Origin of the sequence: uncultured Succiniclasticum sp., from assembly GCF_902793885.1 — a bacterium.
Taxonomy (GTDB): Bacteria; Bacillota; Negativicutes; order Acidaminococcales; family Acidaminococcaceae; genus Succiniclasticum.
In genome coordinates this window covers 66,853-80,421 of record NZ_CADBFF010000002.1, presented here as the reverse complement: position 1 = coordinate 80,421, position 13,569 = coordinate 66,853, and the positions used below count along the sequence as shown (strand labels likewise).

12 protein-coding genes and 7 tRNA genes are annotated in these 13,569 nt (G+C 44.0%); 5 read left to right on the top strand and 14 right to left on the bottom strand.

The features are described 5' to 3' along the window. Window positions 1-5: 5 nt before the first annotated feature. The 3 genes from bioA to bioF are packed head-to-tail and all read left to right on the top strand — an operon-like array spanning window position 6 to window position 3,745. Window positions 6-1,349, top strand: a complete 1,344-nt coding sequence (bioA, locus tag QZV31_RS01475) for an adenosylmethionine--8-amino-7-oxononanoate transaminase (RefSeq protein WP_366508672.1) — start codon at window positions 6-8, stop codon at window positions 1,347-1,349. Between the two features lie 2 nt (window positions 1,350-1,351). Then, window positions 1,352-1,828: a hypothetical protein gene (locus QZV31_RS01470; protein WP_295354226.1), complete on the top strand. Its 477-nt coding sequence runs from the start codon at window positions 1,352-1,354 to the stop codon at window positions 1,826-1,828. Window positions 1,829-1,849: 21 nt separating this feature from the next. Next, on the top strand, window positions 1,850-3,745 hold the full coding sequence (gene bioF, locus QZV31_RS01465) for an 8-amino-7-oxononanoate synthase (RefSeq protein ID WP_295354223.1): 1,896 nt from the start codon (window positions 1,850-1,852) through the stop codon (window positions 3,743-3,745). 316 nt (window positions 3,746-4,061) lie between these two features. On the opposite strand, the gene QZV31_RS01460 is transcribed toward bioF, so the two are convergent. From QZV31_RS01460 to QZV31_RS01425, 8 genes are all read right to left on the bottom strand, one after another. Continuing rightward, window positions 4,062-4,400, bottom strand: coding sequence for a hypothetical protein (locus QZV31_RS01460; RefSeq protein ID WP_295357135.1), 339 nt, complete (start codon window positions 4,398-4,400; stop codon window positions 4,062-4,064). Window positions 4,401-4,417: 17 nt separating this feature from the next. Then, a complete protein-coding gene (locus QZV31_RS01455; RefSeq protein WP_295357132.1) occupies window positions 4,418-4,702 on the bottom strand; it encodes a helix-turn-helix transcriptional regulator in 285 nt (94 codons plus the stop codon). A 375-nt stretch (window positions 4,703-5,077) separates the two neighbouring features. Beyond that, a tRNA-Leu gene (locus QZV31_RS01450) sits at window positions 5,078-5,162 on the bottom strand. A 5-nt stretch (window positions 5,163-5,167) separates the two neighbouring features. Next, window positions 5,168-5,242: transfer RNA gene (locus tag QZV31_RS01445), tRNA-Phe, on the bottom strand. A 1-nt stretch (window position 5,243) separates the two neighbouring features. Continuing rightward, window positions 5,244-5,329 (bottom strand) — tRNA-Leu (locus tag QZV31_RS01440). A 10-nt stretch (window positions 5,330-5,339) separates the two neighbouring features. Beyond that, window positions 5,340-5,415 (bottom strand) — tRNA-Lys (locus QZV31_RS01435). Between the two features lie 5 nt (window positions 5,416-5,420). Next, window positions 5,421-5,497 (bottom strand) — tRNA-Pro (locus QZV31_RS01430). A gap of 3 nt (window positions 5,498-5,500) precedes the next feature. Then, window positions 5,501-5,575 (bottom strand) — tRNA-Met (locus QZV31_RS01425). A gap of 277 nt (window positions 5,576-5,852) precedes the next feature. Between QZV31_RS01425 and QZV31_RS12955 the strand changes: the two genes are divergently transcribed. Next, window positions 5,853-6,155 (top strand): recombinase family protein, encoded by a 303-nt coding sequence (locus QZV31_RS12955; RefSeq protein ID WP_366508669.1) that lies wholly within the window; start codon window positions 5,853-5,855, stop codon window positions 6,153-6,155. Beyond that, the gene (locus tag QZV31_RS01420; RefSeq protein WP_295357128.1) at window positions 6,088-6,897 is read left to right on the top strand and encodes a site-specific integrase; all 810 of its coding nucleotides are present in this window, start codon (window positions 6,088-6,090) and stop codon (window positions 6,895-6,897) included. The genes QZV31_RS12955 and QZV31_RS01420 overlap by 68 nt, the downstream gene beginning before the upstream one ends. Window positions 6,898-7,322: 425 nt before the next feature. Here the strand turns inward: QZV31_RS01420 and QZV31_RS01415 are convergent. The 6 genes from QZV31_RS01415 to QZV31_RS01390 form a co-directional block, all read right to left on the bottom strand. Beyond that, window positions 7,323-7,398, bottom strand: a tRNA-Lys gene (locus QZV31_RS01415). 202 nt (window positions 7,399-7,600) lie between these two features. After that, window positions 7,601-9,055 carry an AMP-binding protein gene (locus tag QZV31_RS01410; RefSeq protein ID WP_295357125.1) on the bottom strand — a complete coding sequence of 485 codons (1,455 nt, stop codon included), beginning with the start codon at window positions 9,053-9,055 and terminating at the stop codon, window positions 7,601-7,603. A gap of 37 nt (window positions 9,056-9,092) precedes the next feature. Then, window positions 9,093-10,325, bottom strand: coding sequence for a thiolase family protein (locus QZV31_RS01405; protein ID WP_295357123.1), 1,233 nt, complete (start codon window positions 10,323-10,325; stop codon window positions 9,093-9,095). Between the two features lie 207 nt (window positions 10,326-10,532). After that, a complete protein-coding gene (locus QZV31_RS01400) occupies window positions 10,533-11,102 on the bottom strand; it encodes a biotin transporter BioY (RefSeq protein ID WP_256324707.1) in 570 nt (189 codons plus the stop codon). Between the two features lie 675 nt (window positions 11,103-11,777). Next, window positions 11,778-12,269 (bottom strand): DUF3783 domain-containing protein, encoded by a 492-nt coding sequence (locus QZV31_RS01395; RefSeq protein ID WP_093728839.1) that lies wholly within the window; start codon window positions 12,267-12,269, stop codon window positions 11,778-11,780. A gap of 2 nt (window positions 12,270-12,271) precedes the next feature. Further along, window positions 12,272-13,561: an adenylosuccinate synthase gene (locus tag QZV31_RS01390; protein ID WP_093728838.1), complete on the bottom strand. Its 1,290-nt coding sequence runs from the start codon at window positions 13,559-13,561 to the stop codon at window positions 12,272-12,274. Window positions 13,562-13,569: the final 8 nt, after the last annotated feature.

The following is a 13,569-nucleotide window of genomic DNA, read 5'->3' as shown; positions in this document are numbered from 1 at the left end:
ATAGAATGAATGAATTAGCACAAAGAGATTTTGCTCACATTTGGCACCCCTGCTGTCAAATGAAAGATTACGAAACACTTCCTTCCATCGTTATTGATCATGGTGAAGGTGCTTACTTATACGATGTTAACGGCAATAGCTATTTAGACATTATTTCCAGCTGGTGGTGCAATCTTTTAGGACACTGTAACCCCAAAATCAATGCTGCTGTAAAAGCCCAACTGGACAAATTAGAACACGTAATTTTCGTTAACTTCTCTCACGAAACAGCAATCGATTTAGCTGATAAACTTGTAAATATTCTTCCCAAAGGACTTAACAAGTTAAATTTTGCAGATAATGGCTCTGCTGCAGTAGAAATAGCTTTAAAATTAGCATTCCAATATCAACATCAAACAGGACATTCTGAAAAAACTCGTTTCATGTGCTTATCAGAAGGCTATCATGGAGAAACTATTGGCGCCCTTTCTGTTGGTAGCATGGACTTGTTTGCACAGATTTATAAGCCAATGATGATGAACAACATCCACGTTGAAGCACCTGACTGCTATCGTTGTCCGTTTAATAAAAACAGAGAATGTTGCGAATGTGAATGTTTTAAATACGCAGAAGAAGCCTTTGCAAATTATGCCAAGGAAACCGTAGCAATTATCGTTGAACCAATTGTTCAAGGCTGTGCTGGTATGCGCATATATCCCCCTCTTTACTTAAAGAAATTACGTCAGCTCTGCAACGAATATGGTGTTCTTTTGATTGCGGATGAAATCGCAACAGGGTTTGGCCGTACAGGCAAAATGTTTGCTTGTGACCATGCTGATATTACACCTGATATCATGTGCATTAGTAAAGCACTTACCGGTGGTTATATGCCTATGTCCATTGTTTGTACTACTGATAAAATCTATGATGCATTCTATGCAGATTACAACGAAGGCAAACAATTTATGCATAGCCATACCTATGCTGGCAATCCATTAGGCTGTTCCACTGCTTTAGCTGTACTGAAAATCCTTGAAGAAGATAAAATTTTAGAAAAATGTCAACCCAAAGCTGAATATTTCAACAATCTGCTCAACGAAGCTTTTGTCAATCATAAAAACATCGGTGAAATCCGCCATATAAATTTAATCAATGCATTAGAACTTGTTACAGATAAACAAACAAAAACTGGTTTTGACGGCAAACTACGCATAGGCTACGAAATCTATAAGAAAGCACTGCCCCACGGACTGTTGCTACGCCCACTTGGTAATGTTATTTATTTTAATCCACCTCTTAACATTGAAGAAAAGGATTTAGAAAAAGCTGTACGCCTTGCAAAAATTGCTATGGATGAAGTTTTAGGTTAAAAATGAAAAACAGGTTTTCCAAAACCATAGCGCATACTGGTATTTTAGCTACAATCATTCTCTTGTCAGGAATAATTAAAATTCCCTCTGTTTTTCCAGGTGGCGAATTTCAATTATCAGCTCCTATCGCAGTTCTAATTTGCGCCCTATTTGGGTTTAAAACTTATATAACAGCTGGTGTTTTAGCAAGTGTTCTTGGGCTTATCCTTGGTTTGACCAATATATTTAATATAATCATAGCAATGACCTTCAGACTTGTTGTAGGACTAATAATAGCTGTCGGAGGTAAAAATTTCTTAACATTGATTGTCGCCGGACCCATAGGAACAATTATGGCCCGTCTAACTTTAGCACAAATAACTCAAGTAGATTGGCAGATACTCGTTATAGCCGCCGTACCAGGAATGCTTTACACTGCAATAACAATTTTAGTGGCTTATAAGCCAGCACAAATTCTTTTTAAGAGAATGAATCTTTAAATATAACAGATTGGAGAAACCATGACTTTATACAGCATAAAAATGCGTGCTTCACAAAAAGAACACCATGTTTCTGGAGCCGAACGCATTCTCGAAAAAAAACAATTAGCTAGTGCAGTTGGCACCTTGACCGAAAGAGCTTTACAGCATAGTTTAGGCACTGCAGACTTTATCAACCTAAAAATAGAAGAAATTAGTGAAGAAGCTGTTCTCAGACTACCAGCCCTCCCAGTTACAACAAAACCAAGCCAAAATATCGAAGATAGCTTTTCAGTAATGGCAAGTATGCTAAATGAACTTGGTATTACCAATCCTGATAAACTTATTACTTTGTTACGCAACGTTAAACCTATGCGTGGTGCTGTTTTGTATGATATTGCCACAAACCAAAGAATTGATCCCAATCAAGAACGTGGCATACGCGTAACATATATGGATGCAACAGATTCAGATTCTCTTTCAAGCAATAAGAATCATTTCCGCGAAGCACTTGTATTAGCAACAAAAGTTGTAAATACTCCTGGTATGGTTGCAGAGCTATGTATTTCTGATGATCCAGATTATGTAACAGGCTACCTTGCTTCAAAAATGCATGGTTATACTAGAATTATGCCGCTTAAAAATGTTGGCGACCCCCATGGAGGAAGAATATTCATCTTTGATAGTCGCCAAGCTAAGCCTGAAGAAGCAATTCATTTTCTTGAAAAAGTTCCAGTATTAGTAGATAGCCTCCCAACAGAAAAAATAACCATCGAAGCCCCTGAAATTTCCATCAATAATAAATTAGATGAACTTAAAAAGAATGCACTGTTCCGTTCCATGCGTACTATGAACAGTGAACAAAGCAAATATGCTATTGTAAATGAGAAAAAACAACTACTCATGTCTTCCAACAGTTATCTTGATTTAGCAGCTAATCCACGCGTTAAAGAGGCAGCAGCACGAGCCGTTCTATTATGGGGTGCAGGTAGCGGAGGCAGTCGTTTGACTACTGGTAATACTGCTTTAGCAGAAGAACTAGAGAAAGCATTGGCTAAATTTAAGAGAAAGGAAGCAACACTTCTGTTTAACACGGGCTATATGGCTAATGTTGGCATTATCAGCGCTTTAACTGATAAAGAAAGTGTTATTTTTAGTGATGAATTTAACCATGCTAGTATTATCGATGGCAGTCGCTTGAGCGGGGCTAAAATAATCGTGTATAAGCATAATGATATGCAAGATTTAGAAACAAAAATAGTATCCACTCAGTATCGCAAAGGTCTTATCGTTAGTGATGCAGTTTTTTCTATGGATGGAGATATTGCTAATTTGCCAGAAATAGTTAAATTAAGTCAAAAATATCACTTGCTATCTATGTTGGACGAAGCACATGCAACAGGCGTAATTGGAGCTAACGGACAGGGCATTGTAGAGTATTTCAATTATACTGCCGAACCAGACATTATTATGGGTACATTAAGCAAATCACTAGGTTCTGAAGGTGGTTTTGCGTGTGCTAGCAATGCTATAATCAATTATCTAATCAACAAAGCTCGTAGCTTTATTTTCTCTACTGCTCAATGTCCTGCAGCCTTGGGCGCAGCATTAGAAGCTCTGAAGTTAATCGAAGAAGATAATGCTCTTGTTAAACAATTACAACATAATGTTGACTACTTCTGTGCTTGCTTAAGAAGACAAGGCATAAATGCCAATTCTCCAACTCCTATTATTCCCATAATCATAGGTGACGAAGCTAAGGCAATGTCTGTAGCAAAGGAGTTAGAAAACGAAGGTGTTTTGATTCCTGCTATTCGTTATCCTACAGTGCCTAAGGGTACTGCACGCCTCAGAGTTGCACTTATGGCTACTCACACTGACGAAGAACTTGAGCATACTGCACACCTTATTTCCAAGGCAATAAAGAAATATCAATAATTTTAGTTTTCTTTTGCAAACAAAAAACAGTTCATTAAAGCACTGCGCGCGTAAAGTATGTTATTTAAAGTATAAGGGGCTGTGAAAAAACGTTAAGTTTTTTCACGGCTCCTTTTTATTTTTTGTGATGGTATTGAAATTTCAGCAATCTACGTTAGTTATTTTATAATATATTATAAATAATTATATTTAATAGATTAATATATGGTTTAGATTATTATAGGCTTAGATGTAGATAATATATAACTGGTATAAAGATATCTGTGCCTATTAAAAATAAAAGGACAGGGCATTTTTACCCTGTCCAGCAATGCGTTTAGAATAATTGTCCTGGAAGCTTCAGCTTTTCTTTAAACGGAAATGTCTTTTCATATTCTTTAAAGCCGATTGCATCTTTTTCAACGGCAAAATATCCTTCCGGCGTAGAATATTCTCCAGTAACACCATTTAAATAGCCTAGAATCAGTTCTTTGCAAAGAAAGAAGGACGCGTCTTCACCTTCAGGTAGACCATGATAGCGTATCCCGTATTTCGAGGCAAATTTAAACCCGCTTTTACCATAGAAATCAATATTACCTTCGAAACATACCGCTCCAAAACCTAGTTCCTTGGCTTTTTCAAGAGAATAGTCGAGAAGAAGCTTTCCGTATCCCATTCTCTTATATTGGTTATCTATGCAGATAGGTCCCATGGTAAGAATCTAGTAATTTCATAAGCTTCTTCCACGATAATTATACTGTCGACAGGTACATCGAATATGACGGCAAGCCTGAAAAGATTATCTACTGTAGGCAGGCTTTTCCCATAAATCCATTTGTAGACGGCATATGTTGTCTGAAATTCCAGAATCTCTTGCAGATCCCTGACGCTAAGACCTCGTGCCCGCATCAGGGATTCAATATTTCGGCCTGTTGCTTCCATATTGACAACAGGCATTTTGTATGTCATTTTAGTCATCCAACCTTTCTAAATACGTTCTTTCGGATAAAAATAAAAACTGCTTCCTATGTTTGCCGTACATGGGTAAGCAGTTATCTTAGAACCATATCAGATTATGTTGGAAATCCTACTCTTATATCTGGTGTTAATATATTTTTAGAGGAATATTCCAAGCAAAATCTTTATTGCCTATCCATTTTAAGCAAACGCAAATAAACTTCACCGGCTTATGCAAGCTAAACGGTGCAGCTGGGAATAATTTGCTATGTTTGGGTAAGTGCAATAAAGATAATAACATTTTTAGCTTTTTCCTCCTGAATTTCATATTTCTAAAAGATTTTTATATTCTATCACACAAAAAGGATTTTGTCATTATACCAATAGTATAAAATTTGGTGTCGATGGTCGGATTTGAACCGACAAGGGATATCCCAACGGATTTTAAGTCCGTCGCGTGTGCCAATTTCGCCACACCGACATATATGGTGGACCCTTCCGGAATTGAACCAGAGCCTCCTGTTCTTCAGACAGGCGCTCTACCTACTGAGCTAAAGGTCCGTGGTATCGGCAGCCGGACTTGAACCGGCAAGGGTGTAACCCAAAAGTTTTTGAGACTTCCGCGTATGCCAATTCCGCCATACCGATATTATCATTATGGTGAGTTCAGCAGGACTTGAACCTGCGACCATCCGATTAAGAGTCGGAAGCTCTACCAGCTGAGCTATGAACCCGTATATGGTCCGGATGACGCGATTTGAACACGCAACCACTCGCTCCCAAGGCGAGTGCTCTACCAAATTGAGCTACATCCGGATGTGGTCGCGGAGGCAGGACTCGAACCTGCGACACCTGGCTTATGAGGCCAGTAACCTGCCACTGGTTTACTCCGCAATAAAATGGTGGGTATTAAAGGATTTGAACCTTTGACCCTCCGATTAAAAGTCAGGTGGCTTTTTTCTGTGTGTGAAAATCCCTTGCTTTGGTATCTGCCAGTTGCAGCAAGCCCTTCGATTTTAGCTCCGACGCGCGTTACGTTTTTTCCCTGAGCTAATCGACATTTTATAATTAAATATTGCCTGTTTAGTACACATAGTTAGATAAAAAAGTATTTAACGCCATCTCCATTCTATTCAGGAGATGGCCATTTTTATTAAAGGGGTGATTTTATATGCTTTACGGCTACATTCGTTTTACTGTTGGTGACAACCAAGATAATTCTTTAGAAGCCCAAACCAATTTATTAAAAAAAAACGGTTGCAACAATATTTACGTAGAGGATTCTGCATGCACAGCCGCATACCATCCAGTGTTTGAAAGCCTAATCCTGAATATATTAGAAAAAGACGATACCCTGGTAGTATGCAAGGCCGATAGGTTCGCTCATAGCATAAAAGAATGCGTAAGTGTTATATTCTACAATCAAACGTACCAAAGCAATATTATGCTCTGTTTTCAGCAGTATCCGGGATAACGGGTTCATTGATTACGATCGGTTACCAACAGAAGGTGCAAAACTACCACCCAAAACAGCTACTAAATATATCTCAATCCCGCGCCGGGCTTTTAGCGCTGAACATTTAGAAAAAATAGTTGATGCCTCTCGGAATTTTACCTGCAACGGAAAAACCTGTAAAATCTATACTGCTGCACTGCTGATTCTCACACGAACCGGTCTGCGCCTTTCTGAGTTGTTAGGGCTGTGCCGTAAGGATATTGTTATTATAAACGATGAAGAACTGACCATATCCATAAATCGCTCTGTGCATACAATAAAGAATGCTTCAAATAACGGAAACAGCTGGATAATCGGATTAACGAAGTCTGAAAAATCTCGGCGCACGCTAATGATAAAAGATGAACGCTGTGTTACGTTGATACGTTATATTTTATCTTTAACAAACAGACCCGTATTTTATGGAGATCAGGAGTACAGCTTTCTTTTTTCAACCAGAACCGGACGTCCTATCAGCAAAAGTAATTTTACGAGGAATTTTGTTAAGATACGTAAGGTTATCGGTAGCGATATCCGGATTCACGAAATACGGCACAGCGTCGCCACACTGATGGCCAATAACCCGGCTATCAGCTATAACAACGCTGCAGCATTTATGGGTCATAGCCTAAATGTGTTTATGCAATATTATGTACATCCTGGCGATGATTACTTAAATAGCTGTAGTGACGCAATTAACAGCGCTTTTAAAAGAAAGTAACGGCATATCTGTGTTACAAATCTTTGGCAAAAATTTTGGCTTGTAAAAACGCCCTAAAATTTGATGTTTTTAACTGCTTTTTACTTAAACTGTGTTCTTTAGCAGAAGACACCGGCTAAGAATTAAACGGAAACGGTTGTTTTTTTACAAAAAAAATATCATTTTCGAAAGAGTCTTCTTTAGAAAAAAATATTTTTGTAATCTTTGTCTTTTATTCTCGATTTTTGACACATTTTGGGGTTTTGACACATTTTCTGTGGATAAAACAGTAATTATTTTGCCAACTATTGCCAAATGTTTAGTCAGCACAGATTCTCGTTTCACAATAGTCACTTAAAAAAAAATCGCCATCCGGAACCACTTCCGAATGACGCAAACCCGCATCACATCTGTGTTTATTACTTTCCAAAAAATGGGCAAAAAAATGGTGATCCATCCGCGACTCGAACGCGGGACACCCTGATTAAAAGTCAGGTGCTCTGCCAACTGAGCTAATGGACCACATGGCGTTACTTTCGTAACGTGAGTATTATAAAGTTTTATATAACGTTTGTCAAGAAGTTTTTGCAAAAACTGTTTGCCTGCTGCTTGCAGCCCTGCAAATTTCCCCAAAAACATATTTACAACAGCCCCGGTACGGGCTTACCAAACATATCATATAAGCTTACACATAGATTGAGAAGGCAGCTTCTCTTTACGCTCCTTACAGCAGCGCGAGCAAGGCCTTTTTGTCTGTCTTCCCGCGGCTGTTCAGCGGAATTCTCTTTACCAGGATAATTTTTTTCGGCATTTCCTGCTGCATCAGGGTATCCCGCAGGCGCAGCCGCAGGTCCTGTTTCGTCCGGTTCTCATTTTCACAGACCACAAACGCAGCAGCCTCCTGTCCCCGCCCCGCGTCATCATACGGCAGCACGACAGCCTGGATTACTTCCGGTAACGCACATAATGCGTTTTCAATTTTAGTGCAGCTGATCTTAAAGCCGCCTTTGTTGAGAATATCCCCTTCGCGCCCGTTAAAGATCAGATACCCTTCCCGATTAAAATATCCTGTGTCGTGAAGGGTGCAGGGCTGCTGCAGCCCTTCCACGTGATACGGCGTATCAATATAGATCAGGCCGTTTTCCACCCACACCTTTACACCGGGCACCGGTTTGCCCACGCTGTCCGGGAACCGAAGCACCTCGTCATAGCCCAGCCAGGTAATATAATCCAGCTCGCTGGCCCCGTAGTACAACAGAATATCGCTGTTCGGGAAGGAGCGTTTCAGCCGTTCCGCCGTCTTCGCCCCCAACAGCTGTGAACCCGCCAGCACCATCTGCATGGAAGGGTATTCCTGTTTCAGGTACTTTGTCAGCACCTTCAGTTTCGCCGGAACCAGATATAACACGCTTACCCGCAGGCCCCGGATCATCTCCAGCCACTGACGGCAATTGAACACATCGCTGACTGCCAGCGTACAACCTTCATAAATGACGGAAGCCCATATGCTGAGATTGCCGGTAAAGCTGAAACTCCCTTCCAGAAAGACCACCGCGTCCCCGTCTATACAGAAGCGGCGGTTCTGCTCCGGAATAAAACCGGCCCAGCTTTCATAGGTGCGGTACATTACTTTCGGAACATCCGTGGACCCGCTGCTCAGCACGCCCATGCAGGCATTCTGGTACGGAACCGGTGCCGGGACAAAACCGGAAACTGTTTCTGCCGCTTTTTGCATTTCTTCAGGACGAGGCGCCGTCTCATCCGTATCTATCTCATCCTTATCCGTCTCACCTGCTTTGGTGCCGGCAGCTCCCTCCTTCGGGGAATAACCCTGCCGAAGTGTCCACCCATTTTCTTTTTCTTCCAACACAAAACCGATTCGGTTCTGTGTTACCAGTTTTTCCTCTGCCGCTTCCGGAAGATCATAATGTCCGATGACAGGCACCTGTCCTGCATCCATTACCGCCAGAAACGCCAGTAACTGGTGATACAGGTTTTGTGTCCAGATCAGCACGCAGGTTTTATAACCAGCCGGAAACTGCTTCTTCCAGTCCGGCGTAATAAACACGCGGACATCTTCATACGCCTGGCCATAGGTAATCTTCCTGTCCCGCAGTATGAGGTAAGGCCTGTTCTCTTTTTCTATTGCATGCTTTTGTAACAGCGTAACGTAATCCATAGGTTCTCCACACAACGTAATTGAAATTTGTTATACATTATGCTTTTTTTACCAGCAACGCCGTGCCCAGCCCTCCGGCGCCGGCAATACTCAACAGGCCTAGCTTTCCTTCCGTCTGTTTCAGTTCCTGCCACAGATGCAGCAGTAAAATTGCGCCCGACGCGCCATAGGGATGACCGTACGCCAGTGCGCCGCCCCAGGGGCAGTACCGCGCAGTCAGTTCCGGATATTTCCTGGCAAACAGCGCGCTGATCACCGCAAAGGCTTCGTTATATTCAAACACATCAATCTGTTCCGGCTGTAAATCGCAGCGTTGCAGCAAATGCGCGCCGGTTTCTATCGCACCTTCCGGACTGTAGCGCGGGTCTACGCCCCAGTCGAAGCCGGCCAGCAGTTCTGCCTCCGGCCGCAGGCCGTATTGTTCCACCGCCTGCCGGGAAGCCAGAACCACAAACGCCGCACCATCATTCATCAGGCAGGCATTGGCAGCCGTCAGCAGGGGCGTCACAGGGATTTTTTGCTCCTGTAATACGTTTTGTTTGTCAACGTTTTCTTTTATCGGCAGCGAAGCGCTGTCCCCTGCCAGCAATTCTTTCACTTCTTCTTCCGTGAACAGTTTCGGCATCCTGGCGGCCAGTTTCGGACTCATGCGGTCACGGATTCCTTCATCGCCTTCACTTCCAAACACGGAAACCACAATTTCATTCAGCCGGTTTTCCTCTCTGGCTTTTTTTGCCAGCTGGTGACTGCGCACTGCAAATGCATCCAGTTCCTCCCGTGAAAAGCCGTGCTTCTGACAGGTTCGCTCCGCTCCTTCCAGCATTGCTTTTGCGCTGGTCGTATCCGGGGAAAACTGGGCTACGGTAAAGCCTTCTTCCCGATAACGGGGATCTGCTTTTGCATAAACACGGACAGGCTGCATAGACGTGGACTCAAACCCGCCGGCAATCAGAATGTCCGCCATGCCGCTGCCGATTTTTGTCATGGCCAGTTCAATGGAAGCCGCCGCAGAAGCGCACTGCATATCAATCGTCAGCGCCGGAACCGTAGCAGGTAAACCGGCCTTCAACGCCGCCAGCCGCGTAATATTTCCTCCCGTTCCCACCGCGTTGCCGCAGAGCAGACCGTCCGCCTGCAACACGCAGGAATACTTTTCCATGATTTTTTGTAAAACCGCCGCAGCCAGCTCCTCGGCAGGCACCGTCTTAAACAGGCCTCCCGTCAGCCCAATGTGGCTGCGCAGTCCCCCGATCAGATAAACCTTCTCCATACCCGTCACCATTACCCGACATCAGACATATAAAAAATTCTTTAAAAATTTATTCAAAAACTATAAACTGTGGTTCCCCGAGCTTCACACTGGTTTCTTTGCAATCCTATCGTAAACAGCTTGATCAAACACTGACAAAAGTCATACTCAAAAAATTCCCGGCCTGATTCCAGACCGGGAGCTTTATGGAAGTGTCACTGTCAACTGTTAATTTTTCAAAAACATATTGATCCGCGTTGCCAGGAACGCACCGGCCAGCACCTTCACCACATCGCCGAAGATAAAAGGAAATACAGCCGCCACCAGTGTAGCCCATACATCCATGTGGGCCACCAGATACATGGATACGCAGCCGCCCACGTAAATGATCGGCATACCAACCGCAATTCCCAGAAATACCATCCTCTTAAAGCTGTTGGAACCGTTAAGCAGCTTGCTCATGAGCCAGGCTGCTATGGCGAAACATACATAAAACCCGCCGGTGGGTCCCAGCAGGCGTCCCAGTCCGGCAGAGCCGCCGGGAAGCACCGGTACACCGATGGCGCCGATCAGCAGCCAGGCCAGTACTACCAAAAACGCGTCATTCGGTTTTAAAATGAATGCTGTCATATTTACAATAATCGTTGTCCCTACAACCATAGCCGGCGTAAAGGGCAGCGGGAACGCCAGATACGAAGAAATTGCCAGAAACGCGACACACAACGCCATCTTCGTCAGGTTGCGGGTCTTATCTGCCGCCGTTTCACGGTGCATCGGTGTTACAGAAGTCTGTTCCATGTTGATCATCTCCGGAATTAGTATTGCGCAATGTATTCATCAGCAACTGACGAATCTACATTGTTATCTTTTTTATAATAAGGGTTAACCACTTTTCTAATTATAAATACTTACGGGTGTCTTGTCAACCTGTTTTTTCGTTTCAGTTAACCAATTCGTTTTTTCCTCTTGGTTTCCTTTTGTTCCCTTTTGGTTTTGTCCTTTTTGCTTTGTTTTACCTGCCAGAATTTTTCACTTTCGTCACATTATTGTTATATTCTGTAACATCCTTAACATATAATCTTCTTGCATTTTCTGATAATTCCTGCTATTATATAAGTGAACAAAGGAAGTACCGAAAGTCCCCTCACAAGGGAAATCTTGGAAAAGGAAATGAGGATACTTCGCGAGTGAAATTGAGAAAGGAGTGGTTCCCCCGAAATAGTTAAAGCAGTATATGGAAAAATTTTAAAGGAGTGATTCCAATGCAGAGGTTAAGTCGATTCAATAGTTAAACGCCCGTGACGTTGTGGAAACAATGCACGGGCGTTTAAATTTTTTTTTTGCTTCAGGGAACTTTTTTGGTGTTCACAATCTCTGTTTCAGCAAAATCGGCGTAAACTCCGGTGTAATGAATTCCGGCCCGCAGCCGCAGAAGCGAAAGAACATAACTTTATTCTTCAAATGCATTCTTTATTACTTATGCATACTCTTTCCCTGCTGTTTCATATACACATGTTCTGCTGCAATTTCCTGCAGCAGGTGACGTCCGCTCCAATGTTGGTTAAACTTGGTGAGTGCGGCTTTCAGCTCAATTTCTTTTAACTTGCCCCGTTTCACCGCAGCAAGAAATTTATTAAGCATATTTATGTCAAAGCCGCACAGAAAAACCATTTCCTTTTGCGAAGCTTCCATCATTAACTGTATGGCTGCTTTTTTCACTACGTCCGGATCTGCTCCTGCTTTCTTCGCCGCTTCCTCCAGCGTTTCAGCAAGCTTGTCTTCCTGGTTCTCCGGCGGATTCACTGCCTTTTGCGGACAGTCTTTCACACCGGCCACAAAGCCCACGGCGTCATCAAACTGTTCCAGCGGCACGGCTTTGCAGTTTACTTTTAAGATCATGCAGACCTGCCGCAACTGCTGCAGCCGTTCCGGTTTAAAATTATAGGCTAATACAATTTTGTTCATTTTCAAATCAATTCCTTCAGTACAATGGTCTGCTCCCGGTTAGGGCCTACGGACACGATGCCCAGTTCCACGCCGGCCACTTCCGACAGGCGGCGCAGGTATTTCTTCGCCCCTTCCGGCAGGTCTTCAAACTTACGGCATTTCGTGGTATCGCACATCCAGCCGTTGAATTCTTCGTAGACCGGTTCCACCTTGCCCAGGGTTTTCAGGCTGGCGGGAATCTGTTTGATCTCCACGCCGTCAATCTTGTAGCCCACGCACATTTTGATTTTCTTCATCTGGTCCAGCACGTCCAGGCGGGTCACCGCAATAGCGTCCAGACTGTTCAGGCGCACGGAATATCGGAGCATGAAAGCATCCAGCCAGCCGCAGCGGCGGGGCCGTCCCGTCACGGTTCCGTATTCGTGGCCGGTCTCCCGGATCTGGTGGCCGGGGCCGTCCGTATCCAGCAGTTCCGTTACAAAAGGACCGGCGCCGACCCGGGTGGTATAGGCTTTCACTACGCCTACCACATGGTCGATGAACCGGGGACCGATGCCGCTGCCTACGCAGGCGTTGCCCGCCGTGGGATTGGAACTGGTCACGTAGGGATACGTACCGTGGTCAATGTCAAGGAAGGTTGCCTGGGCCCCTTCAAACAAAACTTTTTTATCCTGGGCAAAGAGTTCGTCCAGAATCACGCCGGTGTCCGTTACATAAGGACGCAGTTCTTCCGCGTATTCCAGATATTCCTTCAGCACCGTTTCGTAATCAAAAGGCTCTGCCCCATAAATTTTCGTAATGACCTCATTTTTCGCAGCCAGATTGACTTTCAGTTTTTCCGCGAACACTTCCGGGTCCATCAGGTCGCAGACGCGGATGCCCACCCGGGCTACTTTGTCCATGTAGCAGGGACCGATGCCGCCCCGGGTCGTGCCGATTTTATTCTCGCCCAGAGCTTCTTCCTGCAGCACATCCAGCTTCTGGTGATAGGGCAGCACCACGTGAGCCCTGTCGCTGATGGCGATGCGGCTGATGTCCACGCCCTTGTCGTGCATCTCTTTGATTTCCTGCAGCACCACGCCGGGGTTGATTACCACGCCGTTGCCCAGCACGCAAATCTTCCCGTGATATAAAATCCCGGAAGGAAGCAGTCGCAGTTTATAGGGCACGTCGTTAACCACTACGGTGTGTCCCGCATTGGAACCGCCGCTGTAGCGCACTACCGCGTCTGCTTTCTGTGCCAGGTAATCAACGATTTTACCTTTTCCTTCATCGCCCCACTGGGCGCCGATTACAACCACTGATGACATACTGTTTA

What these genes read in the sequence shown, in the direction of transcription:
- bioA (WP_366508672.1), top strand. Translation starts at nt 6, where the DNA reads ATGAATGAATTAGCACAAAGAGATTTTGCTCACATTTGGCACCCCTGC.
- QZV31_RS01470 (WP_295354226.1), top strand. Translation starts at nt 1,352, where the DNA reads ATGAAAAACAGGTTTTCCAAAACCATAGCGCATACTGGTATTTTAGCT.
- bioF (WP_295354223.1), top strand. Translation starts at nt 1,850, where the DNA reads ATGACTTTATACAGCATAAAAATGCGTGCTTCACAAAAAGAACACCAT.
- QZV31_RS01460 (WP_295357135.1), bottom strand. Translation starts at nt 4,400, where the DNA reads ATGGGATACGGAAAGCTTCTTCTCGACTATTCTCTTGAAAAAGCCAAG.
- QZV31_RS01455 (WP_295357132.1), bottom strand. Translation starts at nt 4,702, where the DNA reads ATGACTAAAATGACATACAAAATGCCTGTTGTCAATATGGAAGCAACA.
- QZV31_RS12955 (WP_366508669.1), top strand. Translation starts at nt 5,853, where the DNA reads ATGCTTTACGGCTACATTCGTTTTACTGTTGGTGACAACCAAGATAAT.
- QZV31_RS01410 (WP_295357125.1), bottom strand. Translation starts at nt 9,055, where the DNA reads ATGGATTACGTTACGCTGTTACAAAAGCATGCAATAGAAAAAGAGAAC.
- QZV31_RS01405 (WP_295357123.1), bottom strand. Translation starts at nt 10,325, where the DNA reads ATGGAGAAGGTTTATCTGATCGGGGGACTGCGCAGCCACATTGGGCTG.
- QZV31_RS01400 (WP_256324707.1), bottom strand. Translation starts at nt 11,102, where the DNA reads ATGGAACAGACTTCTGTAACACCGATGCACCGTGAAACGGCGGCAGAT.
- QZV31_RS01395 (WP_093728839.1), bottom strand. Translation starts at nt 12,269, where the DNA reads ATGAACAAAATTGTATTAGCCTATAATTTTAAACCGGAACGGCTGCAG.
- QZV31_RS01390 (WP_093728838.1), bottom strand. Translation starts at nt 13,561, where the DNA reads ATGTCATCAGTGGTTGTAATCGGCGCCCAGTGGGGCGATGAAGGAAAA.